This is a genomic window from Acidovorax sp. SUPP950 (assembly GCF_030158935.1).
Taxonomy (GTDB): domain Bacteria; phylum Pseudomonadota; class Gammaproteobacteria; order Burkholderiales; family Burkholderiaceae_C; genus Paracidovorax.
Genome location: NZ_BQXE01000011.1, coordinates 1 through 22,329 on the forward strand (window position 1 = coordinate 1; position 22,329 = coordinate 22,329).

The window sequence follows — 22,329 nt, forward strand, 5'->3', positions numbered from 1 at the left end:
GCGGTGGCACGCCCCAGCGCGTCGGTGAGGCTTTGCGGCAGGCCCAGGCTGTCGTAGGTGCGCGTGAGCGTGCCGCTGTCGGCGCTGGCTTCCTGGCTGGCATTGCCCAGGGCATCCCGCGTGTAGCGGGTGGCCACGCTCTTGAAGTCCGTGGCTTTGGTGACGGCATCCTGGGCGTTGTATTCCAGCGCGGCGCTGGCGTTCTGCGCGTTGGTGAGGGTCTTCACGCGCCGCAGCGCGTCCAGCCCGAGCGTGGTGCTGCGGCTGGCGCCCCCAACGATCTCGGTGCTGCGGACGAGGTCGCCGTTGGCGTCGTAGCCATAGCCGCTGGTGCTGACCGTGCCGGTCGCGGCCGAGCCGATGGTGACGCTCTCCACCCGGTTCAGGCTGTTGATGGTGCGCGCGACCGTCCATGCGGCCTGGCCTTGCGCATCGGTGATGCTCTCACTGATCCGGTTGCCCATGCCGTCCAGGGTGTAGCTGGCGCTCGCCCCCCGGTTGTCGCTCCAGCCGGTCAGGCGCTGCGCGGCGTCGTAGGTGTAGCTGGTGGCGTAGCCGCTGGCCACGCTGGCGCTGGCCAGTTGCCCGCTGGCGGTGTAGGTGTAGCTGCTGACCTCGTCGCCGCGCTGCGCCCGCGTGAGCCGCCCGCGCGCGTCGTACTGGTAGCTGCTCACCAAGCCCGTGGGTGCGGTGTGGGTGAGCACCCGGCCGGCCGCGTCGTGGGTGTACAGGCTGCTCTGGCCCAGCGCGTTGGTGGCCTGGGTGAGGTGGCCCGCGCTGTCGTAGGCGTAGGTGGTCACAGCGCCGCCCGGGTCGGTCTCGCTGGCGACCAGGCCCGAGGGGTGGTAGGTCCAGACCCAGGTGCGCGAGACGGACGGGTTCACCGAGGTGTCCTTGATCGTCTGCGTGAGGACGTTGCCCTGGCCGTCGTACGTGTAGGCCGTCTCGCGGCCCGCCTCCGTCACCTTGACCGGCAGGCGCCACTGTGGGTGCCATTCGGTGCTGGTCGTGCGCGCCTGCGCCGTGCCGCTGGCCTGCGTGGTGCTCAGCGGCACGCGCCTGCCCGCATCCCATTGGTACGTCGTCACGCTTCCGAGAAAGTCCGTCTCGGAGTCGATCAGCCCTTGCGCGTTCTGCACACGCTGCGCGGCATCGGGCTTGCCCAGTGGATCGGGCTTGCTGGCACCACTGACGACCAGTTTGCCCAGGTTGAGGCTGTAGTTGAAGGTGCGCGCCGTGCCCAGGGGGTCGATGACGGTGGCGCCGGAGCCATCGGCTGCCGGATAGCTCACCTGGTAGCGGTTGACGCTGCCGGCCAGTTCGGTGCTGGTGGCCCGGCCCGTGCTGTCGTAGCCGAAGGTGCCCCAGCGCGCGCCGGTCTCGTCCACGATGCCGGTGAGGGCCTGCGGGAAGCCCGCATCTTCGTACAGGAAGGACCGGCTCTTGCCATCGGGATAGGTGACGCTGGAGAGCCGGCCGCTACCGTCGTAGGCATAGCCGATGGTTTGCTGATCGGGCGTGATGACGGAGGTCAGCCGGCCCGACGGTTGGTAATCAAGCAAGAGCTTCTGCCCGAACGGATTGGTGATGGAGGCCAAGAGTCCATAAGTGTGGTACGCGTAGGACGTCACCCAGCCGTTGCGCGCCGTGACCGACTGCAGCTTGCCGCCGCTACTGAACTGCAGCGTGGCGTCGTCGTCGCTGCGCTGGTAGGTCCAGGTGCCGGAGGCCGATTGCGTCAGCACGTCGTTGCTGGCCGTGGTCCAGGTGCTGCTGCCCGTCGCCTTGAAGAAGGTCCGCAGGTGGCCCTCTCCCGTCGTGATGCTCACGCTGATTCCGGTGGCCGCGCTGCTGGCCAACAGAAACGCTTGGTGATTGTGGCTCCACGCCATGCTCAAGGGCCCTTGGGGCCGGCCCGGGTCTTTGCCCCAGGTGCTTTCGTACCGCCGAGTAAAAGACAGCGCCGCAGGCCCCTGCCCGCTCCAGTCGGTCTCGGTGCGGACCTTGGCTTCGTTCGACGGCATGATGGGCTGCCCCACTTCCACGCCGGAGGCCCTGCAGGAAAATGCCGATGGTTCGGGCGTGGCGGCAATGCAGGCGTTGGTGGGCACGTCCTCGGCGAACCCCGGCTGGCAGGCACAGGTGCCGCTCGCCGTGGTGGTGCTGTTGGGCGGGCAGGACAACGTAGATTGTTTCCAGATGGGGGCCCAGTAATACGCCGGGCCCTCAGAGGAGTCGACGGCGCAGTAGTCGCCTGCGACCACAAAGCCCGTGGCATTGGAATAGCCTCCAGCAAACCATGCGCAGTACGCCTCCTTGGTGGCGAACTTCGGGTTTCCCGTCGACCAATGGTACAGAAAGCTTTTTTGCAGTTCCGCATGCGCAGCGAGACTGCCTGTGAGCATCAAAAGGCCCAACGCAGCATGCAACAGTGCCCGCGCCATCGCGCAACGGCACAACCCGCTCAGCCGGCGCATGACAAACGCTGTCCACCCCAAAAAACCGCCTTGAGGTCCCGCGGCTCTGAGCACCGACGTGCCAAACACAGGGCAACCCACAGTCAAGGCACCGTCAACCGATGCCTCATTTTTTGCACATTGCATTTCTTCTCCCGCCTGCTGTTTTGTCTAATGCCTAAAAAACTAAATTATTAGTCACAAATCAATTGACTCACAAGCAATCAATTCATGCATGACCAGCCGCCCTCAAAACTCCGCATGCACCCGCACCGACACCACATCCACCGGCCCCCGGTCGCGGTTGTAGCCCGGGTGCACGATGTGCTGCACCCCCAGCGACACGGCGGACTGCAGCGGCCCGCCGGACATCGGCACAGGGTCGAAAGTGAACCGGTAATACGCCTCCCACACCCGCTCGCTGCCGTAGCGCAGCGCCCCATCGCCGAGAAAAGCCCCCAGCCCACCCGCTGCGAGATAGTTACGGTGGTCGGCCGACAACCCGTTGACCGCCAAGGCGGCGCCCACACGGTCGGCGGCGCGGCCCCAGGCGGCGCCGCCGATCTGGCCGCCGAAGGACAGCTGGCGGTCGATCTCGGCGAAGGCGTACGTTTCCTGGCGGCCGCTGCTGCGGCTGGCGCGCACGAAGACGCCGGCGTCTTCGGCCAGCGGGGCCTCCAGGGTCAGGGCCCAGCCGGTCTTGGTCTGCAGGCGGCGCACGGCGCCGACGTCCGGCGTGCCGCCAACGGCCCGGGACGCGGCCAGCGCATCGGCGAACGCGCCCATCACGGCGCGGTTGCGGAACAGCAGCACGCGCCCGCGCATCGGGCCGGCGGGCAGGGCCACGGGCAGATCGGATTCGGCCTCGATCTGGTCGCCGTAGTGCTTGGTCCACGAGCGGTCCAGCGGCTGGCCGTTGGATTCGCGCGGCTGCAGGGCGCGGCCACCGCGCACGGCCCACTGCGGCGTGCGGTATTCGAGGATGCCGGCCCAGGTGTAGCCGCGCGCATCGGCGGCGTAGTCCCAGGCGCCGGGCGTCAGGAAGGACCAGTTGAAGAACTGCTCGCGCGGGTCCTTGGCGTAGGGGTTGTTGTCGAAGTAGTCCAGCAGCGAGAGGTTGCCGGCCACCAGGGTCCACCGGCGCGCGCTGGCGCTGCCGCCCAGTTCGTTGAAGTCGGGCTCGATGCGTTCGGTGTCGCCGCCCGCGTCCCAGCGCTGCAGCAGGAACAGGCGCGCGCGATAGGCCTTGATCTGCGCGCCCGAGGTGCGGGCCAGCTCGCCATTGGAGAGCCCGCCCGCGCCCGACAGGTGCGACAGCGGCACGCCCTGCCCCGCCTCGGGGTTGAAGTGGATCTGCGCGCCGCTCCAGGGGCGCAGCCCGAGGTCGGCGGTGGCGGTGAAGGAATACGAGCGCTCGGCCGTGGGCACCAGGCTGTTGGGGCCGGTGTAGGGCGCATCGAACGAGGGCTTGTGCTGCCAGACGTAGGTGGTCTGCGCGTGCAGGGCCCAGGGGGGCGGGTCACCTTCCGCCGGGTTGCCGGCATCGCCGGACGGGGCGGCCAGGGCCTGGGCAGCGAGGACGGCCGCGGTGCCGCCCAGCGCGGCCTGCAGCACGCGCCGGGGCCCGAAGCCACGCAAGAAATGGGAGAGGAGCAACAGCATGCGGCGGCATTCTGTCAGGCCCTGGTGGCTGGCGCGTGTCCGCGCGACCGCCGCGCGCTTCAGCGTGGTTTTTTGCGCACAGGCAGGGTGGCTGCGGCGCTGGCCGAGACCTTGCCGCCCAGCCCCGGCGGCACGTGGGGGATCGGCTCAGGGATGGCGTCCGCAGGCTCAGCCACAGCATCCGCGGCAGGCTGGGGCGATGCCACTGCCGCCGCAGCCGGAACGGGCGCGGCTGCGCGCGCGGCCGGCAGGGAGCGGCGCCAGGCCTCGATCACCACCTCGTTGACGAACTGCCGGTCCAGCCACAGCCACAGCACCATGGGCGCGAGCGTGGGCAGCACCAGCACGCCCACCTGGTAGCCGTACACCAGGGCCTCCAATTGCCACTGGGCGACCTTGAGCACGCGCACGTCGAGCTGCGCCGTCAGCACCACCTGCATGAGCAGGTGCATCACCAGGCTGAAGGCCTGCAGCGGCACGAGCAGCGCGAAGCCGGCCAGCGCGCGCCAGGTGCGGCCCGGGCCGCGCGCGGCCAGCAGCAGGGCGAGGAAGATGGGCAGGCCGTAGGCATAGCGGCCGGGGTCGGATTCGACGGTGATCTCGACCAGGCGGTTGCCGGTCTGCGGCGTGGCGACCGCCACCGAGGTATCGACCTCGAACGCCCCGGGCCGCAGCCGCGTCTCGCGCACCCAGCCGGGGGCGGCGTGCTCCAGGACCGCGCCGGCCACCATGCCCACGGGGTACGAGGTCCAGGGCGAGACCCGGATCCACAGCAGGGTGAGCAGCACCACCCCGGCGAACAGGCCGAGGACGAAGATTTTCAGGCTGGCGGCGCGGCGCATGCGGTGCCGCGGATCACGCCGGCACGGCCGCAGGGGAGGTGGACGGCGCCGAGGGCGGTGCCGCCGGCGGCTCGTTCGGCGGGGCGCCCGCGCCGCCCCGGCTGCCGGCCCGCACCCACAGCAGCCAGACGATGAGCACGTCCACCATGATGAGCGCCTGCCAGAGGTATTCGTGGGCGAAGTTGAAGATGGCGGTGTTCCACTGCCCCAGGTAGAACAGGCTGACCACCCGCACGATGTTCATGGCCTGCACGGCCACGAAACCGGCGACCAGGCCGACCAGCTTGTGCCGCCAGGTGGACGGGAACGCCATGACGGCGGCGAACAGCACGATGCACGCCTCGATGCCGTTGCAACCCGCCTCGATGGAGACGCCGAAGCCCGTGGCCTGGTTCCACAGCACCTTGCCCGAGGCGGCGGCCGAGCTGTCGAACCAGGTGACCAACCCGGCGCAGATGCGCGCCAGCAGCGCCGTCCACGGCAGCACCAAGTGCTGCTGCACCCAGCCCAGCATGTTGATGCCGAACATCGTCAACTGCAGGGTCAGGAAGAGCAGGAAAAAGCGCAGCATGGCGGCGGCCTCGAAGGGGTGGCGTTTCAGACGGGTGCATTATCGGCCAGCAGGCCCGCCGCCATGCAAAAAGCCCGGCCTCCCAAGAAGACCGGGCTTTTTGATTGCTACTTATTTAATAGCAATACGCCCTAGTGAATCATGCGCTGGAGGCCGATCAGGCCAGCAACGCGTTCACGCGCTTCACATAGGCGGCGGGGTCCTCGGGCAGGCCGCCTTCGGCCAGCAGCGCCTGGTCGAACAGGATGTGCGCCAGGTCGTGGAAGTGCACGCTGCCGTCCAGCTTCTTGACCAGGGCGTGATCGGGGTTCACCTCCAGCACGGGCTTGGACTCGGGCGCCTGCTGGCCGGCCTGCTTGAGCATGCGCGCCAGCTGGGTGCTCATGCCGTCGTCCTGCACGACCAGGCAGGCGGGCGAATCGACCAGGCGGGTGGTGGCGCGCACGTCGTCGGCCTTGTCCTTGAGGGCTTCCTTGAGCTTGGCCAGCAGCGGCTTGAAGGCCTCGGCGGCTTCCTCGGCGGCCTTCTTCTCGGCCTCGTCCTGCAGCTTGCCCAGATCGACCGCGCCCTTGGCCACGGACTGCAGCGGCGTGCCGTCGAAGTCCTGCAGGTAGTTCAGCGCCCACTCGTCCACGCGGTCGGTCATCAGGAGCACCTCGATGCCCTTTTTCTTGAAGACTTCGAGCTGCGGGCTGTTCTTGGCGGCGGCCAGCGTGTCGGCGGTGATGTAGTAGATGGCGTCCTGGCCTTCCTTCATGCGCGCCTTGTAGTCGGCGAACGAGACGGTGACCGCATCGCTCTGCGTGGAGGCGAAGCGCAGCAGCTTGGCCAGGCGCTCGCGGTTGCCGAAGTCCTCGCCCAGGCCTTCCTTGAGCACGGCGCCGAATTCGGCATAGAACGCCGTGTACTTGCCTTCCTTGGCCTTGTCCTCGTCGCTCACCACATCGGTCACGCCGTCGGCGCCTTCTTCACCGGCGGTGTGCTTGTCGTGCTTGGCCAGGTCTTCCAGCATGCCGAGCACGCGCTTGGTGGAGCCTTCGCGGATGGCGCGCACGTCGCGGCTTTCCTGCAGCAGCTCGCGGCTCACGTTGAGCGGCAGGTCGCTGGAGTCGATCACGCCCTTCACGAAGCGCAGGTAGGTGGGCATCAGCGCCTCGGCATCGTCCATGATGAACACGCGCTTGACGTACAGCTTCACGCCGGCCTTCTTGTCGCGGTTCCACAGGTCGAACGGGGCCTTGGCGGGCACATACAGCAGCTGCGTGTACTCGGTGTTGCCCTCCACGCGGTTGTGGCTCCAGGTGAGCGGGTTCTCGTGGTCGTGGCTGATGGCCTTGTAGAAGTCCTGGTACTGCTCTTCGGTGATGTCCTTCTTGGGGCGGGTCCACAGGGCGCTGGCCTTGTTGACGGTTTCCCACTCGCCGGTCTTGACCATGCCGCCGGGCTGGCGGCCGCCGTTTTCGTCACCGGGGTTGATCAGCTCGCCCTCTTTCCACTCTTCCTTTTCCATCAGGATGGGCAGGCTGATGTGGTCGGAATACTTGCCGATGATGGACTTGATCTTCCAGGCGTTCAGGAACTCTTCGGCGTCGTCGCGCAGGTGCAGGATGATGCTGGTGCCGCGCTCGGGGCGGGTGATGGTCTCGACCTCGAAGTCGCCCGTGCCGCCGCTGATCCAGCGCACGCCCTGCTCGGCGGGCAGGCCGGCCCGGCGCGATTCCACGGTGATCTTGTCGGCCACGATGAAGCCGGAATAAAAGCCCACGCCGAACTGCCCGATCAACTGGCCCTGCTCGGACGCGGTGGCCTTCTGGTCGCCCGAGAGCTTGCCCATGAAGTCCTTGGTGCCGCTCTTGGCGATGGTGCCCAGGTGGTCGATGGCCTCCTGCTGGCTCATGCCGATGCCATTGTCGGTGATGGTGAGCGTCTTGGCGTCCTTGTCGAAGGCCACGCGCACTTCGAGGTGGGGCGCGTCTTCGTACAGGGCGTTGTTGTTCAGGGCCTCGAAACGCAGCTTGTCGCAGGCGTCGGACGCATTGGAGATCAGCTCGCGCAGGAAGATTTCCTGGTTGGAGTACAGCGAATGCGTGACCAGGTGCAGCAGTTGCGCCACTTCGGCCTGGAAGGAATGGGTCTGTTTGCTCATGGTGTGGATTGGGAGGTCTGGGTCATTCACAAAAAGAGGGATGCCCCGGCAGTTCGGGGCAGGCGCCGCATTATCAAGGCTCGCCGGTCCACTCCCGGCCGAGCCGCCGCGCCGGGGGCGCCTCGGCCATTGAACTCCGGGCGCACGCCCCGTTCCAAGCCGCCATCCCGCCCCGGCCCGGTTAGGGCCGGCATCCCCGACGACGGAAACCCGATCCATGCACCCACTCCGAAGCCTGCTTCACAGGCACCTGCCGATGGCGGCGTGCCTGGCCCTGCTGCTGGGCCCCGCACCGCCGCTGTGGGCGCAGCAGGCCACGGGCCGTCCCGATGGCTTCGCCGCCGGGGTCACGGGCGGCGGCCAGGCCGAGGTGGTGCGCCCCACTTCGCTGCAGGGCCTGGAGCGCGCGCTGTGCCAGCGCGCCGAGGGCCCGCGATGCACCGACGACGCACCGCGCGTGATCGTGCTGGACCGCCTGTTCGACTTCCGGGGGTCGCTGCAGGCCAACGGCACCACCACCAACACCACCACAGAGGCCGGGTGCCTGGCCTTCGCCTGCCGGGGCACCCCGCCGGGCCAGGGAGGCCAATGGGGCCTGAACGTCGCCCACTTCTGCGACGGCCGCCCGGCCGCCCCGGTGACCTACGACAACGCCGGGCGCCGCCCCCTGCCCGTGGGCTCCAACAAGACCCTCGTCGGCGTCGGCCGCAACGCCGGCATCCAGGGCCGGGGCCTGCGCATCGGCGACGGCAACCGCAACGTCATCGTCCAGAACATCCGCATCACCGACATCAACCCGGGCGTCGTCTGGGGCGGCGATGCGCTGACCATCGACGGCGCCGACGGCGTGTGGGTGGACCACAACCTGTTCGCGCGCATCGGCCGCCAGATGGTGGTGACGGGCTTCGGCAGCGCCGCGCACGTCACCCTGTCCGGCAACGAGTTCGATGGGCGCACCGGCCAGTCGGCCACCTGCGACGGCCACCACTACTGGCTGTGGCTGTTCCTGGGCGCGCAGGACACGATCACCGTGGCCCGCAACTACGTGCACGACACCTCGGGCCGCGGGCCGCATGCGGGCGGCATGAAGAACGCCACCGTGGCCGCGCACCTGGTCAACAACTATTTCGAGAACCTCAGCGGCGAAGGCGCGGCCATGCCCCTGACGGCCACGGCCCGCCTGTTGATGGAGGGCAACCATTTCGACCATGTGACCCGGCCCGTGTACCGCTACCCGCACGCGCCCGGCCCGGGCCCGGCCTTCGCCCCGTTCGCCGGGCAGGCCGACCCGCCCGATGGCCTGTGCCGCCAGGCCATCGGCCGGGACTGCGTGCCCAACGACCAGACGGCCAGCGGCACCGCCGACGCGCCAGCGCTGGATGCGCCGGCGATCCAGGCTTTCGGTGCGTGGCGGGCCTGGCTGATCGCGCCGGAATCCGCCGCCGAGACGGCCCGCTCGGTGCGGCGTCAGGCGGGCGTCGGCGTGATCGGCACCGCCGGGGGCGCCCTGCCCTGAGCGCCCGTGCCCCGATGGAACCTGCCCAAGGAGGTTGCTATTAATTTAATAGCAATCAAGGCATATTTCACTAGGGCATGGAGGCAAAAGCACCCAAGAATCCTGCCATGGGTGCCCGCGGCGGCGCCATGCCCCACGCGCACCCGGCGTCAGAACTTCTCGTGCGCCCCCAGGTAGCGCCACTGCCCGACGGGCAGGTTGCCCAGGGTGATGCGGCCGATGCGGATGCGCTTCAAGCCCACCACCTTCAGGCCCACCAGTTCGCACATGCGGCGGATCTGGCGCTTCTTGCCTTCCTTGAGCACGAAGCGCAGCTGCTCGGGGTTCTGCCAGTCCACGCGGGCGGGCCTGAGCGGCTGGCCATCCAGGGCCAGGCCATGGCACAGGCGGGCCAGCTGGCCGGCGGGAAAGGCGTCCTGCACGTTCAGCGCCACATCGCCGTACTGCACGCGCACGAGGTATTCCTTCTCGACGTCGGAGTCCTCGCCGATGAGCTGGCGCGCCACGCGGCCGTCCTGCGTGAGCACGAGCAGGCCGACCGAGTCGATGTCCAGCCGCCCGCAGGGTGCCAGGCCCCGCAGTTGCGGCGGCGAAAAGCGCATGCGGCTCGGGTCCTCGCGCCAGTGCGTGCGCGGGTTGATGAGGGCGACGGCGGGCGTGTGCCCGTCCTCGGCCTGGCCGCTCACGTAGCCCATGGGCTTGTGCATCAGGATGGTGACCTTCTGCTCCTGAAAGCCCTGCGCCACGCGCTCGACCTCGATGCGGTCGGTGGGCAGCACCTGCAGCCCCATCGGCGCGACTTCGCCGTTGACCTTGACCCAACCCTGCGCGATCCAGTCGTCGGCCTCGCGGCGCGAGCACAGGCCCAGCTCGGCCATGCGCTTGTTCAGGCGCGAGGTGCCGCCCTCGCCCGCCAGGGGCGCAGCGGCAGGCCCGCGCCGGGCGGCCGCCTGCGGTGCGCGGTCCGGCGACCGGCCCTGCCAAGGCTCGGGCCGGGACGGGGCTTGGGCCGCGGCAGGACGGACAGCGGGGCGCGGCGATGCGTTGTTGGCACCGGCATTCGGGCCATTGAACGGCCGGGCGGCGGGGCCGGCATTCGCCCGGGTGGCGGGTTGCGCGGTGGCCGGTGCCCGGCGTGCGGAGGGTGCGGTGGCCGCAGGCGGCGCCACCTTGGCGGGGGCGGCGGGGGGAAGGGAGAGGCGGCGGCGGGGCGGCGAATCGGACATGGGCGCTATTTTCGCTCGGCCGCCGCGGCGTGCCAGGCGATAAAGTCGTCCGTGGGGAGCGGCCGGCTGATGTAGTAGCCCTGCGCATCGTCGCAATGCAGGGCCCGCAGTCGCTCCAGGATGGACACGGTTTCCACCCCTTCGGCCACCACGCTCAGGCCCAGGTTGTGCGCCAGGTCGATGGTGGAGCGCACGATCTGCTCGTCGCCGTCGTCGGAGGCCATGCCGATGACGAAGGACTTGTCGATCTTCAGCTCGTCCACCGGCAGCCGCTTGAGGTAGGCCAGCGACGAGTAGCCCGTGCCGAAGTCGTCGATGGACAGCTTGAAGCCCTGCTCGGACAGGCGGTTGAGCATGGCCTCGGCCCGCAGGGGCTCGTCCATGATGGCACTCTCGGTGATCTCCAGGCAGAACGACGCGGCGCTCACGCCGTGGCGCGCCAGCAGGGTGCCCAGGCGGTTGCTCAGCTCGGGGTCGAGCAGGTCGCGCGTGGACAGGTTGATCGAGATGCGCAGCGCCAGATCCTGCACGCGCGGCTGCGCCAGGAAGATCACCGCCTGCTCGAACATCCACAGCGTGAGCTGCCGCACGAAGCCGGTCTGCTCCGCAAAGGGGATGAACTGCATCGGCGGCACCATGCCGCGCTCAGGGTGCTGCCAGCGCACCAGGGCCTCGGCCGCGTGGCCCGGCTGGCCGGTCAGCGACACCTTGGGCTGCAGGAACAGGCGCAGCTCGTTGCGGTCCACCGCGCGGCGCAGTTCGGTCAGCAGCGAGAGCGAGACGGCGCTGGAGGAATCCATCGACGGCTCGTACACCAGCGCCCCGCTGAGCCGCAGCTTGGCCGCGTACATGGCGATTTCGGCGTGGCTCAGCAGGGTGTCGGCATCCTGCGCCGGACCGGGCCAGCAGGCGATGCCGATGCCCGCGCTCAGATCCACCGTGCGGTCGTCGAAAGCCATGGGCGTCTCGAAGGCCCGGAGGATGCGCTGGGCCATGTCGCGCGCGGCCGCCTCGTCGGCGCCGGGCAGCAGCATGGCGAACTCGTTGCCGCCCAGGCGGGCGATGACGTCCTGCGGCGACCGCGTCTGCCCGCTGATGCGTTCGGCCACGGCCTGCAGCAGCCGGTCGCCCAGCGCGTAGCCCAGCACGCCGTTCACGTGCTTGAATCGGTCCAGGTCCAGCGCGATCACGGCCACGGGGCGCCCTCCGCTGCCGGGACCGATGGCCTCCATGATGGCGCGGCGAAAGCGCTCCCGGTTGGGCACGCCGGTCAGCCGGTCGGTATCGGCCAGCCGCAGGATCTCACCCTGCTGCCCTGCGATGTCCACGCGCATGCGGTCGAACGAGCGGGCGAGGTTGCCGATCTCGTCGAGGCGGCGCGTGTGCTCGATGGGGGCGTCGTAGTCGCCCTGGGACAGGCGGTGCGTGGCCGAGACCAGCGAGCGCAGCGGTGTCGTCACGCGGCGAGCCATGAAGGCGCTGCCCAGCGCGAAGAGCACCAGGCCAGCCACGGTGATCCCACCCAGCAGGGCCTGCAGCTGGCGGTAGGGCGCCACCACGTCGTTGAGCGAACGAAGCAGCAGCGCCCGGGCGCTGGTGGCGCCGCTGTCCAGGCGCACGGGGCGCACCAGCAGCGTCTCGCCGCCGAGCACCTGCTCACCGCCCATGCGGAAGTCGCGCAGATCGGCCAGCGCGCGGTCCGGCAGGGTGCTCACCGGCACGGCCACGGCACCGGTGGCATCGCGCACCTGGATGGCCACGTCCACCGACAGCAGTTGCTGCATCTCGGACACCAGCGTCTCGTTGACCGGAAAACCCATCAGCACCCAGCCCACCAGCAAAGGCGCCCGCATGGGCACCATCACGAACTGGTACGGGATGCCGTGCACCACGGCGATCTGGCTGCCCTGTGGCTGCGCCACCAGCGCGGGCACGGCCTGGTCCACCGCGCTCTGGTAGTCGGCCGGAGTGCGCGAGGGGCTGGTGGCCTGCAGGTGCATGCGGGTGTCCAGCAGCGCCGTCATCGCGGCGCCGATGCGCGCGCCGTGGTTCTCCAGCACGGACTGGATCGTCTCAGAGTCGCCCGAATTCACGGCGGACCGAAAACCGTAGTCGGCCGCCAGCAGCACCGAGGCCTCCTGCAGCCGCACGGCGTTCTGCGTCAGCAGCCAGCGCCAGACGCGTTCGTCCACGTCCAGGCTGCGCTCGATCTGGGCGCGGGCATTGCGCACGATGAAGGTCTGCACCACGGCAAATCCCGCCGCCTGCACGATCAGCAGCAGCAGCAGGGAAATGCCGACCAGCCGAAGGATCAGACTGCGGTGCAGCGCGCGCAGGTTCAAGGGGTCACCCCCGTCAGGCGGACGACCACCGGCGCCGCGCCTTCGGCCACCGCCAGGGGCTGCGCATAGGCCGCGGCGCCCACCGGCAGGCCCGAATGCCACACGCGCAGCGTGTAGTTGCCCGCGGGCACCTTCTCCAGGCGCGCGCTGCCGAACGGCGCGGCGCTCTGCGCGAAATACGGTGTCTCCAGCACGAGGATCCAGGCGACCATCTGGTCGTGGATGTTGCAGCCGAGCACCACGACGCCCGGCCGGTCGAAGAGCACGGGGTTGGCCGGCGTGCCGGAATACAGCTGCAGTTCGAACTTCTTGGCCGGCGAGAACGAATACACATGGTGGCGCACGTTGTCCCTGTTGGGAAACCGCACCTCGGTGCCCACCGTCACGGCCAGCACCTCGGGCACGAAGCGGCGCTTGAGCTGCCCCATGTCCTGCTGGGCCATGGGACGCACCAGCTTGTGCGCCTCCGGGGAATCCAGGAACACGATCGCGCCCGGCAGCGGTTTGCCGGAGCCGTCCTGCACCGTCACCTGGACCTCCGCGGCCATCGCCGGCAACGCCAGTGCACAGAGCACGGCAACCATGCTCCGGAGCATGGTCGAGCGAAGTCGGGTCATGGGGCCGGTTCCTTCCAAAAATGTAACAAGACCACGGCGGATCGAAGGGCGCCAGAGTGGAATGCGCAAAAATGGCACGGCGCTACGCTACCAAAAAAATAGCATCGGAACGATGCATTTAATAAGATATGAGCGATTAAATCAATTCATACAAGTGCGCCATTCACCCGGCACTTTAGAGGCAGATACTCCCTGTTGGGTCTTTCATATGTAACACCCATTGCGAATGCGGCCACTGCCCGGACGGCGCCGCACACCGATCACTGGCACTGCTTTTGCTGTGCATTTCGTTCAAAGGCCATCGGCCACGGAAAACACCATGCAGACCGCTTCGTTCTTCAAGACCCTCTCCATCTCCCGCCGTCTTTTCCTGGGGTTCGGCTGCATGCTGGCGCTGCTCATCGCGGTGGCCTTCGTGGCGCACGCCTCGCTGAACGAGGTCAACCAGCAGATGCAGCAGATGACCGGCGCCAGCGCCGCCAAGATGCGGCTGGTCAACAGCATGCTGGAGAACGTGAGCGCCATCGGCATCCAGGGGCGCTCGGCCGCCATGCTCGGCGAGGTCGATCCCAAGAGCGCGGACGAGCAGACCCGCCGCGTCGGCCAGGCACTACAGCGCTACGCGGCGCAGGAGACCGAGCTGGCCACGCTGCTCGACTCCGGCGCCACGCCAGCCGAACGCCAGCTGCAGACCGACATCCAGGCCCTGGCCCGCAAGACCCGCCCCGAGCTGGACACGGCGCTCAAGGCCATCTCCGACGGTGACACCGTGAGCGCCACGCTCTCGCTCATGACGCGCGTGGCCCCTGCCGAAGCCGCCTGGCGCGACAAGCTGGCCGAACTGGTGCAGCTGCAGAACACCCTCAACACCGAGGCCGCGGCCGGCGCGTCGCGCATGGAAAACCGGGCCCGCGCCATCGGCGGCGGGCTGGTCGCGCTGGCCATCGTGCTGGGCGCGCTGATCGCCTGGCGCACCACGGCCAGCATCACCCAGCCCATCGGACGGGCGGTGGTGGTGGCCGAACGCATCGCGCGCGGCGACCTCACCTCGCGCGTGGAAGTGCGCATCCAGGACGAAACCGGCCGGCTGCTGGACGCCATCGCCGCCATGCAGGAGCAGCTGCGCTCGCTGGTGGGCGGCATCGGCACCACGGCGGATTCGATCCTGCTGGCCAGCTCCGAAGTGGCCTCGGGCAACCTCGACCTGAGCCAGCGCACCGAGCAGACCTCGGGCAACCTGCAGCAGGCCGCATCGGCGCTGGAGGACCTGACGCACACCGTGCAGCAAAGCGCCGACGCCGCGCGCCAGGCCAACCAGATGACCGCCGCCGCCTCGCAGGTGGCCGAGCGCGGCGGCGAGGTCGTCTCGCAGGTGGTGCGCACCATGGACGTGATCAGCGCCAGCTCGCGCAAGATCGCGGACATCATCAGCGTGATCGACGGCATCGCCTTCCAGACCAACATCCTGGCCCTCAATGCCGCGGTCGAAGCCGCGCGCGCGGGGGAACAGGGCCGCGGCTTCGCGGTGGTGGCCGGCGAGGTGCGCGCGCTGGCGGGGCGCTCGGCCGACGCCGCGCGCGAGATCAAGGCGCTGATCCTGGCCAGCGCCAATCAGGTGCAGGAAGGCACCACGTTGGTGGGCCACGCGGGCGCCACCATCGGCGAACTGGTGCAGTCGGTGCAACAGGTCTCGGGCATCATGGCCGAGATCACCGCATCCGCCCGCGAGCAGAGCGACCGCATCGCCGAAGTGAGCCAGTCGGTGGGCGCGCTGGAGACCATGACGCAGCAGAACGCCGCGCTGGTGGAAGAAAGCAGCGCGGCCGCCGGCAGCCTCAAGGACCAGGCTGGCCGGCTCACGGACATGGTGGGCACCTTCCGCCTGACGCGCACCCCCGAATTGGCAGCGCCCGTCAGCCGCGCATGACCGCCTGGGCGTCCGGCGACCCCGGCGCCCGGATGGCGCGCCGCACGGGCACCTCGGCCTGCGCGGCGAACACGCTCTCGCGCAGCGCGGGCAGGTCCAGCACCCGCAGCCCGCCGTATTCCACGCAGATCGCGCCCTGCGCCTGCAGCTCGGCCAGCGCCTCGTTCACGCGCTGGCGCGACAGCCCCACCAGGTACGCCAGCTCCTGCTGCGTGATGCGCAGCACCTCGCGCACGCCCGGGTAGAGCACCGGATTGAACAGCGCCGCCAGGCTGCGCGCCACGCGCACGTCGGGGTTGCCCAGCCGGTCGATCTCGCGCGCGGCGATGAACTGGCCCAGCCGCTCGTTGAGCTGGTTCATCACGAACCGGTTGAAGCCGATGGAGTGGTCCAGCAGCCAGTGGAAGGTGTCGATGGGCAGGCCCGCCACCACGCTCTTGCGCAGCGCCTGGATGTTGTAGCGGTAGGGCTCGCGCTTGACCGCCGTGCCCTCGCCGAACCACCCGCCCGGGGGCACGCCGGTGAAGGTCATCGTCTGGCCCTGGGCGTTGTCGGTGCTCATCTTGAGCAGCCCCTCCACCACGCCGAACCAGTAGGTCACCGGCCGGCCCACGCGGCACACGTAGTCGCCCACCTTCGCATCGCCCACCAGCAGCGCGGCCACGGCGCGCTCGCGCTCGGGCGCGGACAGCAGCGCCAGCCAGGGAATGCCGTCCAGCTCCACCTGGGACGGCAGGCGGCGGCGCTGGTGCAGCGAAAGGTCATCGTTCATGGACTGCGAGCATGGCGCAGGAAGGCCGCTGGGCGATTGCGGGAATACCACGACGCGGACTGTTGCCGGGACGACAAAGAATCGGCCCGCTCGCGCCGATGATCCGCCCAAAGGCCACGGAGACACCATGCCAGAACTATTCCAACAGGCCCCCTGCTTCGCCCCGTCCGCCACGCCGGCCTCGCCCGCCGCGCGCCGCCGCCTGCTCGCGGGGGCGGCCGCGCTGGCCCTGCCCTGGATCGGCGCCGCGCCGGCGCGCGCACAGGGCACGGCGCTGCGCATCGCGCAGTCCACCGCGCTCACCGGGCCGCTGGGCGACCTGGGCTCGGCCATGCACCAGGGCGCCAAGGCCGCCTTCGCCGCCATCAACGCCCAGGGCGGCGTGCAGGGCCAGGCGATCGAACTCACCACGCTGGACGACGGCTACGACATCCCCCGCGCGCTGGCCAACGTGGACAAATTCCTCGCCGACCGCGAGCAGTTCGCGCTCTTCAACTGCATGGGCACGCCCATGGTCGAGGCCATGCTGCCCAAGGTGTTGCCCTCGGGCATGCCGTTCTTCGCCCCGTTCACCGGCGCCACGCTCAGCCGCGTGAAGGGCGCGCGCAGCGTGTTCAACGTGCGCGCCACCTACGCCGAAGAGGCCGACAAGCTGGTCCAGCACTTCTCCACGCTGGGCATCCGGCGCATCGCCGTGGCCTACCAGAACAACGCCTTCGGCAAGGAGGTGTTCAACGCCGCCCGCGACGCCATGGCCCGGCTGAAGCTGGGCGAACCGCTGTCCGGCACCGTCGAAAGCGATGCGTCGAACGCCGGCGCCACGGCGCGCCAGGTGGCCGACGGCAACCCCGAGGCGGTGCTGATCGGCCTGGCCGGCAAGCCGGCGCTGGAGTTCGTGAAAGCCTTCCGGAGCCTTCGGCGCGGCACCGCGCTGTATGCCACGTCCGTGATGGGCACCTCGGCCGCCGTCAAGGCCCTGGGACCGGATGCCGTCGGGCTCACCATCTCGCAGGTCGTGCCGCTGCCCACCAATGTGGTGGTGCCGGTGGTGCGCGAATTCCAGGCCGCCTGGAAAGCCGTGGGCGCCACGGCCGAGCCCTCGCACCTGGCGCTGGAGGGCTACATCAACGCCCGCGTGTTCGCCCAGGCCCTGCAGCGCGCGGGCCGCAACCCGTCGCGCGCCGCCTTCGTGGACGCCACCTGGAGCCTCAAGAACTGGGACCTGGGCGGCTTCGAAGTGAACGCCACCGGCCCGGAACGCAGCGCCTCGCGCTTCGTCGAGCTGACCCTCGTGGGGCGGGACGGCCGGTTCATCCGCTGAGCCGCACAGCGGTCGCCGGCCCGCGATCATCAGAACGCGGTGGACGAATCATTTGCTATTAAATATATAGCAATACAGGCATGCAATCCGCCGGCATGGGCCTGTTTTGGCCTGTACCAGCGCATCCGCTGCGCCCTCGACTTCGCCCTTGGCTTCGCCTTCACTGCGACGGCACGGCGTAGCGGTAGCCCCGGAATGCCCACACCGTGCCGGACGGCTCGATCTTCTCCAGCACCACGCCCGGCGCGGCCTGGTCGCCCTCGTGCAGCACCTGCCCATTGACGATGGCCATGCGGTAGGCCGGGTTGGCCGAATAGGTGGCGCCGCTGAACTGCATGGCCGGCAATTGCTCGCGCACGGACGGCGGCAGATCGCGCTGCGCCACGACGGGCTGGGCCGAGGCCTGGGCGGGCGGCGCCACGGCGGGTGCAGCCGGAGCCTGGGCCGGCGGCAGCAGGCGCGCGGTGGCCGCTGCCGCGGCCGAAGCGCGCGACAGGGGGGCGGACGCTGCGCGCTCGGCGGCGCGTTCGGGCGCAGGGGCTGCCGGCACCGCCGGTGCAGGTGCCACTGCCGCCGAAGGCACGGCGACCGGGGCCACACGCTCCGGCCGCAGCGCCGGAGCAGGGGCTGGCGCCGGCAACGGGGCCACGCGGGTGCGGGCGGGTGCTTCGGCGGGTGCGGGGGCCGGCGCAGGCAAGGGCGCCGTCACCGCAGCGGCTGGGGCGGCCACCGGGCCTGCAGGGCTGGACGCGGGCGCGGCCGCCAGCCGCACCGGCTCGGACGGCACCGCCGTGCGGTGCGCGAACCACCAGGACGCACCCGCCGCCGCACCGGCGACGGCCACGCCGGCCGCCAGCACCGGCAACCACGGCAGGGCGCCAGTGCGCGCCGGTTCGGCCACAGACGGGGCGCCCGGCGCCGGCACGGCCGGCGTGTGCAGGCCTGGCACGGCGCCGCGGCCGCGTTCGGCTTCGGCGCGCCGCAGGGCGTCAAGGATGTAGGACATAGGATGGAAAAAAGTGCGTGGGGCGGTGCCCGCCGGGCGGGGACATCAAAGTGCGGAGAAGGCCTGGCATGGGCTAATTTGCAGTGCTCAGCCGCGGCTCGGCCACGCCCGCGGCGCGGTTGAGCAGCATCAGGGTCAGCGGTCCGGCGCGGCCATCGGGCACCAGGCCCTGCGCGACCTGGAAGCGCTGGATGCGGGCGCGGCGCTGCGCGGCTTCCGCCCGCGGGGCGCTGCGCGCGGCGGCGGCATCGGCCGCGGGCGGCAACTGGGCGTCCAGCCACGCCAGCGTGGCGGGCTGGTCGGCCAGATCGCTGCCGTCCTGCAGGCCCGGCGGCGCACGCCACAGCGTGGCGAACTCGCCGCGCCAGGCCTGCGCCAGATCGGCCAGGGGCACCTGCAGCGTGCGCCCCGCGCCCGACAGCGTGGCCACGGCGCCGTCCAGCCGGGACATCACGACGGCCACCGGGCGCTCGTCCGCCGTGAACAGCGTGATCACGCCCGGCCGGTCGAGCTGGCGCACGAGGCCCAGCGCCGTGCGGCGCTGGCGAAAGCAGCGCAGGCCCTGGGAAGCCAGGCCCGCGCAGGCATCGGCTCCGGGCGCGGACGGGGCGCCCCAGGCCGCGGCCAGCGCGCGCCAGGCGTCGTGCTCGCCCTCGGGCTGCAGGGCCAGGAAGCCTTGCAGCGCCGAAGAGGGCACGGTGGCCGCGGCCGAGGCGGCGGGCAGGGAGGCCGCGTGGGAGGCCACCGGTGGCACCACGGAGGACGCCGGCCCGGCCGCCACCACCGGCCCCGGGCCCGGGCCCGCCACCGCAGCGCCCGTGGGCGGCCACCAGCCCAGCGCCCAGCCCGCGCACGCGACGGCCGCCGCACCGGCGAGGGCGCCGGCCCCCGCCACCGCCCAGCGCGGCGCCCGCGCGGCGCCCGTGCGGGCGGCAGGCGCGGCATCGAACACCTCGCGCGCGGCCTGGTCCACGATGGCCTCGTTCACCTCGCGCACGCCGCCGGCATAGGCGCCGAGCAGCGCCCGGTCGCACAGCAGGTTGATGCGCCGGGGCACGCCGCGCGCCAGGGCATGCACGCGCTGCAGGGCGCGCGCCGTGAAAGGCAACGCGCCCTGCAGGCCCGCCACGGCCATGCGGTGGGCGATGTACTGGCGGGTTTCCTCGGCGCTCAGGGCATCGAGGTGAAAGCGCGCGATCACGCGCTGGGCCAGTTGCTCCAGCGACGGGCCGGCGATCATGCCGCGCAGTTCGGGCTGGCCGATCAGGATGATCTGCAGCAGCTTGCGCTCGCTGGTTTCCAGGTTGGTGAGCAGGCGCAACTGCTCCAGCACATCGGCCGAGAGGTTCTGCGCCTCGTCGATGATGAGCACGTTGTTGCGGCCCGCCGCATGGGCCTGCAGCAGGAAGGCATTCAACGGGTCGATGCAGTCCTTGACCGTCTCGGAGCCCGGCACCGCCGGGGTGTGCGCCACGCCGAACTCGTCGCAGATGGAGCGCAGCAGCTCGCCCACCGTGAGCCGCGGATTGAAGATGTAGGCCACGTTGCAGTGCGCCGGGATCTGCTCCAGGAAGCACCGGCACACCGTGGTCTTGCCGGTGCCGATCTCGCCCGTCAGCAGCACAAAGCCGCCACCGGCGTCCAGGCCGTAGAGCAGGTGCGCCAGCGCCTCGCGGTGGCGGTCGCTCATGAACAGATAGCGCGGGTCGGGGGCGATGGAAAACGGCGCGTGCTCCAGGCCGAAAAACGGGGCGTACATGGCGGCAAGGATACCGCCCTGCCGTGGCGGTCCTGCAGCGGCACCCTTTCCCCCTGGACCCGCCACGGGCAGGGTTACACCCGTCAGGAGTTTCCCGCAAATTGTCGTCGGCAAGACAAGAAGACGTCAAAGCGGTTCCTACCATCCGTTGCATCTCCCTTGCATGGCTGCGCGCCCCGCCAGCAGCCTCGGCGGACACCACCGGTAGGAACAGGCATGACGACCACCTTCCCCCAACTGCTGCTGCGGCACGCCGCCGAACGGCCCACCGACGCGGCGCTGCGCGAAAAGGAATACGGCATCTGGCAGACCCACACCTGGTCGGGCCTGGCCGCCATGGTGGAGACGCTGTGCGCCGGCCTGCACCAGGCCGGGCTGCACGCGGGCGAGCACCTGGTGGTGGTGGGCGCCAACCGCCCGCGCCTGTATGCCACCATGCTCGCGGCGCAGTCGCTGGGTGCCATTCCCGTGCCGCTGTACCAGGATGCGGTGGCCGCCGAATGCATCTACCCCCTGAACAACGCCGAGGTGCGCTTTTGCGTGGTGGAAGACCAGGAGCAGGTGGACAAGCTGCTGGAGATCCGCGCGCAGTGCCCCGCCCTGTCGCACCTGTATTTCGACGATCCGCGCGGCCTGCGCAACTACAGCGAGCCGGGCCTGGCGTCGCTCGATGCCCTGGTCGAGGCCGGCACCGCCTTCGTGGCGCAGAACCCCGGCTGGTTCCGCGCGCAGGTCGACCGGGTGCAGCCCGGCGACGTGGCGGCCATGTTCTTCACCTCGGGCACCACCGGCAACCCCAAGGGCGTGGTGCACACGCACGCCACCTTGCTCGACCGCGCGCAGGCCGGCGCCGAGTTCGACCGCCTGACGTCCGCCGAGGAGGTGCTGGCCTACCTGCCGCCCGCGTGGATCGGGCAGAACATCTTCAGCTACTCGCAGTGGCTGGCCTGCGGCTACGTGGTGAACTGCCCCGAGTCGGCCGGCACCGTCTCCATCGACCTGAAGGAGGTCGGCCCCACCTACTACTTCGCCCCGCCGCGCATCTTCGAGGGCCTGCTCACCAGCGTGATGATCCGCATGGAAGACGCGGGCGCGCTCAAGCGCAAGATGTTCCACGCCTGCATGGCGGTGGCCCGCCGCGTGGGCCCGGCGCGCATGGACGGCCAGCCCGTGGGCCTGCTGGACCGCATCAAGTACGCGCTGGGCGACTTGCTGGTCTATGGCCCGCTGCGCAACAACCTGGGCTTTTCGCGCGTGCGGGTGGCCTACACGGCCGGCGAGGCCATCGGGCCGGACCTGTTCACCTTCTACCGCTCGATCGGCATCAACTTGAAGCAGCTGTACGGCTCCACCGAGACCGCCGTGTTCGTGTGCCTGCAGCCCGACCACCAGGCGCGCGCCGACACCGTGGGCGTGCCGATCCGCGGCGTGCAGATCCAGGTGGCCGACAACGGCGAGATCCTCGTCAAGTCCGCCGGCCTGCTCAAGGAGTACTACAAGAACCCCACCGCCACGGCCGAGGTGCTCACGGCCGATGGCTGGTATCGCACGAGCGATGCGGGCTTTCTCGATGCGCACGGCCACCTCAAGATCATCGACCGCGTGAAGGACGTGGGCCGCATCCAGGGCGGCGCCAACGACGGCGCCATGTTCGCGCCCAAGTACGTGGAGAACAAGCTCAAGTTCTTTCCGTACATCAAGGAGGCCGTGGCCCTGGGCGACCGGCGCGAGAAGGTGTGCGCCATGGTCAACATCGACTTCGACGCCGTGGGCAACTGGGCCGAGCGCCGCAACCTGCCCTACGCGGGCTACACCGACCTGGCGCAAAAGCCCGAGGTGTACGAGCTGATCCGCGACTGCGTGGAGAAGGTGAACGCCGACCTCGCGGGCGATGCGCTGCTGGCGGGCAGCCAGATCAGCCGCTTTCTCGTGCTGCACAAGGAACTGGATGCGGACGACGGCGAGCTCACGCGCACCAACAAGGTCCGCCGCGGCTTCATCGCCGACAAGTACGGCACGCTGGTGGAGGCGCTGTACGCCGGCCGCACCGAACAGTTCATCGAGACGCAGGTCAAGTTCGAGGACGGCCGCACGGGCAGCGTGAGCGCCACGCTCAAGCTCGACGACGCCCGGACCTTCGCCCCGACGAAGCAGGCCGCCTGACCG

Annotated in this window: 15 protein-coding genes and 2 pseudogenes; 5 read left to right on the plus strand and 12 right to left on the minus strand. The window is 70.0% G+C overall.

Features of this window, described 5'->3' with window-relative positions; translation table 11 throughout:
* A pseudogene (locus tag AVME950_RS23415) lies at window positions 1-1,829 on the minus strand (hypothetical protein); the annotation flags it as partial.
* A gap of 21 nt (window positions 1,830-1,850) precedes the next feature.
* Window positions 1,851-2,024: pseudogene (locus AVME950_RS24345) on the minus strand (DUF6531 domain-containing protein); the annotation flags it as partial.
* Here AVME950_RS24345 and AVME950_RS23420 point away from each other — a divergent pair.
* Window positions 2,005-2,214: a hypothetical protein gene (locus AVME950_RS23420; protein WP_284415195.1), complete on the plus strand. Its 210-nt coding sequence runs from the start codon at window positions 2,005-2,007 to the stop codon at window positions 2,212-2,214. The pseudogene AVME950_RS24345 and the gene AVME950_RS23420 overlap by 20 nt on opposite strands.
* A 491-nt stretch (window positions 2,215-2,705) precedes the next feature.
* Here AVME950_RS23420 and AVME950_RS23425 read toward each other — a convergent pair whose 3' ends face one another.
* From AVME950_RS23425 to htpG, 4 genes are all read right to left on the minus strand, one after another.
* Complete coding sequence (locus AVME950_RS23425; RefSeq protein ID WP_284431642.1) at window positions 2,706-4,118, minus strand: carbohydrate porin; 1,413 nt, start codon at window positions 4,116-4,118, stop codon at window positions 2,706-2,708.
* A gap of 59 nt (window positions 4,119-4,177) precedes the next feature.
* The gene (locus tag AVME950_RS23430) at window positions 4,178-4,960 is read right to left on the minus strand and encodes an exosortase H-associated membrane protein (protein WP_284431643.1); all 783 of its coding nucleotides are present in this window, start codon (window positions 4,958-4,960) and stop codon (window positions 4,178-4,180) included.
* A gap of 13 nt (window positions 4,961-4,973) precedes the next feature.
* Window positions 4,974-5,531: an exosortase H gene (gene xrtH / locus AVME950_RS23435; protein WP_272567070.1), complete on the minus strand. Its 558-nt coding sequence runs from the start codon at window positions 5,529-5,531 to the stop codon at window positions 4,974-4,976.
* Window positions 5,532-5,688: 157 nt separating this feature from the next.
* Window positions 5,689-7,677: a molecular chaperone HtpG gene (htpG, locus tag AVME950_RS23440; RefSeq protein WP_272567069.1), complete on the minus strand. Its 1,989-nt coding sequence runs from the start codon at window positions 7,675-7,677 to the stop codon at window positions 5,689-5,691.
* 217 nt (window positions 7,678-7,894) lie between these two features.
* On the opposite strand from htpG, the gene AVME950_RS23445 reads away from it, so the two are divergent.
* On the plus strand, window positions 7,895-9,193 hold the full coding sequence (locus tag AVME950_RS23445; RefSeq protein ID WP_284431644.1) for a polysaccharide lyase family 1 protein: 1,299 nt from the start codon (window positions 7,895-7,897) through the stop codon (window positions 9,191-9,193).
* 149 nt (window positions 9,194-9,342) lie between these two features.
* Here the strand turns inward: AVME950_RS23445 and AVME950_RS23450 are convergent, their stop codons facing one another.
* From AVME950_RS23450 to AVME950_RS23460, 3 genes are read right to left on the minus strand one after another with little or no spacing between them, the layout of a single operon-like run.
* The gene (locus AVME950_RS23450) at window positions 9,343-10,419 is read right to left on the minus strand and encodes a pseudouridine synthase (RefSeq protein ID WP_502869448.1); all 1,077 of its coding nucleotides are present in this window, start codon (window positions 10,417-10,419) and stop codon (window positions 9,343-9,345) included.
* A gap of 5 nt (window positions 10,420-10,424) precedes the next feature.
* Complete coding sequence (locus AVME950_RS23455; protein ID WP_284415185.1) at window positions 10,425-12,761, minus strand: putative bifunctional diguanylate cyclase/phosphodiesterase; 2,337 nt, start codon at window positions 12,759-12,761, stop codon at window positions 10,425-10,427.
* On the minus strand, window positions 12,758-13,378 hold the full coding sequence (locus AVME950_RS23460; protein WP_498740620.1) for a methylamine utilization protein: 621 nt from the start codon (window positions 13,376-13,378) through the stop codon (window positions 12,758-12,760). Before AVME950_RS23460 ends, AVME950_RS23455 begins: the two co-directional genes overlap by 4 nt.
* 319 nt (window positions 13,379-13,697) lie before the next feature.
* Here AVME950_RS23460 and AVME950_RS23465 point away from each other — a divergent pair, with 319 nt between their 5' ends.
* The gene (locus tag AVME950_RS23465) at window positions 13,698-15,305 is read left to right on the plus strand and encodes a methyl-accepting chemotaxis protein (protein ID WP_284415183.1); all 1,608 of its coding nucleotides are present in this window, start codon (window positions 13,698-13,700) and stop codon (window positions 15,303-15,305) included.
* Here the strand turns inward: AVME950_RS23465 and AVME950_RS23470 are convergent.
* The gene (locus AVME950_RS23470; RefSeq protein WP_284431645.1) at window positions 15,292-16,077 is read right to left on the minus strand and encodes a Crp/Fnr family transcriptional regulator; all 786 of its coding nucleotides are present in this window, start codon (window positions 16,075-16,077) and stop codon (window positions 15,292-15,294) included. The genes AVME950_RS23465 and AVME950_RS23470 overlap by 14 nt on opposite strands.
* 127 nt (window positions 16,078-16,204) lie before the next feature.
* Between AVME950_RS23470 and AVME950_RS23475 the strand changes: the two genes are divergently transcribed.
* A complete protein-coding gene (locus AVME950_RS23475; RefSeq protein WP_284415179.1) occupies window positions 16,205-17,398 on the plus strand; it encodes an ABC transporter substrate-binding protein in 1,194 nt (397 codons plus the stop codon).
* Between the two features lie 160 nt (window positions 17,399-17,558).
* Here the strand turns inward: AVME950_RS23475 and AVME950_RS23480 are convergent, their stop codons facing one another.
* Window positions 17,559-18,404, minus strand: a complete 846-nt coding sequence (locus AVME950_RS23480) for a general secretion pathway protein GspB (RefSeq protein WP_284415176.1) — start codon at window positions 18,402-18,404, stop codon at window positions 17,559-17,561.
* Between the two features lie 73 nt (window positions 18,405-18,477).
* Window positions 18,478-20,163, minus strand: a complete 1,686-nt coding sequence (locus AVME950_RS23485; protein ID WP_284415174.1) for an ExeA family protein — start codon at window positions 20,161-20,163, stop codon at window positions 18,478-18,480.
* 216 nt (window positions 20,164-20,379) lie between these two features.
* Here AVME950_RS23485 and AVME950_RS23490 point away from each other — a divergent pair, with 216 nt between their 5' ends.
* A complete protein-coding gene (locus tag AVME950_RS23490) occupies window positions 20,380-22,326 on the plus strand; it encodes an AMP-dependent synthetase/ligase (protein WP_284431646.1) in 1,947 nt (648 codons plus the stop codon).
* The last annotated feature ends 3 nt before the right edge of the window (window positions 22,327-22,329 follow it).

Bases quoted from the DNA above. Each gene is read 5' to 3' on its own strand.
- AVME950_RS23425 (WP_284431642.1), bottom strand. From the start codon at position 4,118: ATGCTGTTGCTCCTCTCCCATTTCTTGCGTGGCTTCGGGCCCCGGCGC.
- AVME950_RS23430 (WP_284431643.1), bottom strand. From the start codon at position 4,960: ATGCGCCGCGCCGCCAGCCTGAAAATCTTCGTCCTCGGCCTGTTCGCC.
- xrtH (WP_272567070.1), bottom strand. From the start codon at position 5,531: ATGCTGCGCTTTTTCCTGCTCTTCCTGACCCTGCAGTTGACGATGTTC.
- htpG (WP_272567069.1), bottom strand. From the start codon at position 7,677: ATGAGCAAACAGACCCATTCCTTCCAGGCCGAAGTGGCGCAACTGCTG.
- AVME950_RS23445 (WP_284431644.1), top strand. From the start codon at position 7,895: ATGCACCCACTCCGAAGCCTGCTTCACAGGCACCTGCCGATGGCGGCG.
- AVME950_RS23450 (WP_502869448.1), bottom strand. From the start codon at position 10,419: ATGTCCGATTCGCCGCCCCGCCGCCGCCTCTCCCTTCCCCCCGCCGCC.
- AVME950_RS23460 (WP_498740620.1), bottom strand. From the start codon at position 13,378: ATGACCCGACTTCGCTCGACCATGCTCCGGAGCATGGTTGCCGTGCTC.
- AVME950_RS23465 (WP_284415183.1), top strand. From the start codon at position 13,698: ATGCAGACCGCTTCGTTCTTCAAGACCCTCTCCATCTCCCGCCGTCTT.
- AVME950_RS23470 (WP_284431645.1), bottom strand. From the start codon at position 16,077: ATGAACGATGACCTTTCGCTGCACCAGCGCCGCCGCCTGCCGTCCCAG.
- AVME950_RS23475 (WP_284415179.1), top strand. From the start codon at position 16,205: ATGCCAGAACTATTCCAACAGGCCCCCTGCTTCGCCCCGTCCGCCACG.
- AVME950_RS23480 (WP_284415176.1), bottom strand. From the start codon at position 18,404: ATGTCCTACATCCTTGACGCCCTGCGGCGCGCCGAAGCCGAACGCGGC.
- AVME950_RS23485 (WP_284415174.1), bottom strand. From the start codon at position 20,163: ATGTACGCCCCGTTTTTCGGCCTGGAGCACGCGCCGTTTTCCATCGCC.
- AVME950_RS23490 (WP_284431646.1), top strand. From the start codon at position 20,380: ATGACGACCACCTTCCCCCAACTGCTGCTGCGGCACGCCGCCGAACGG.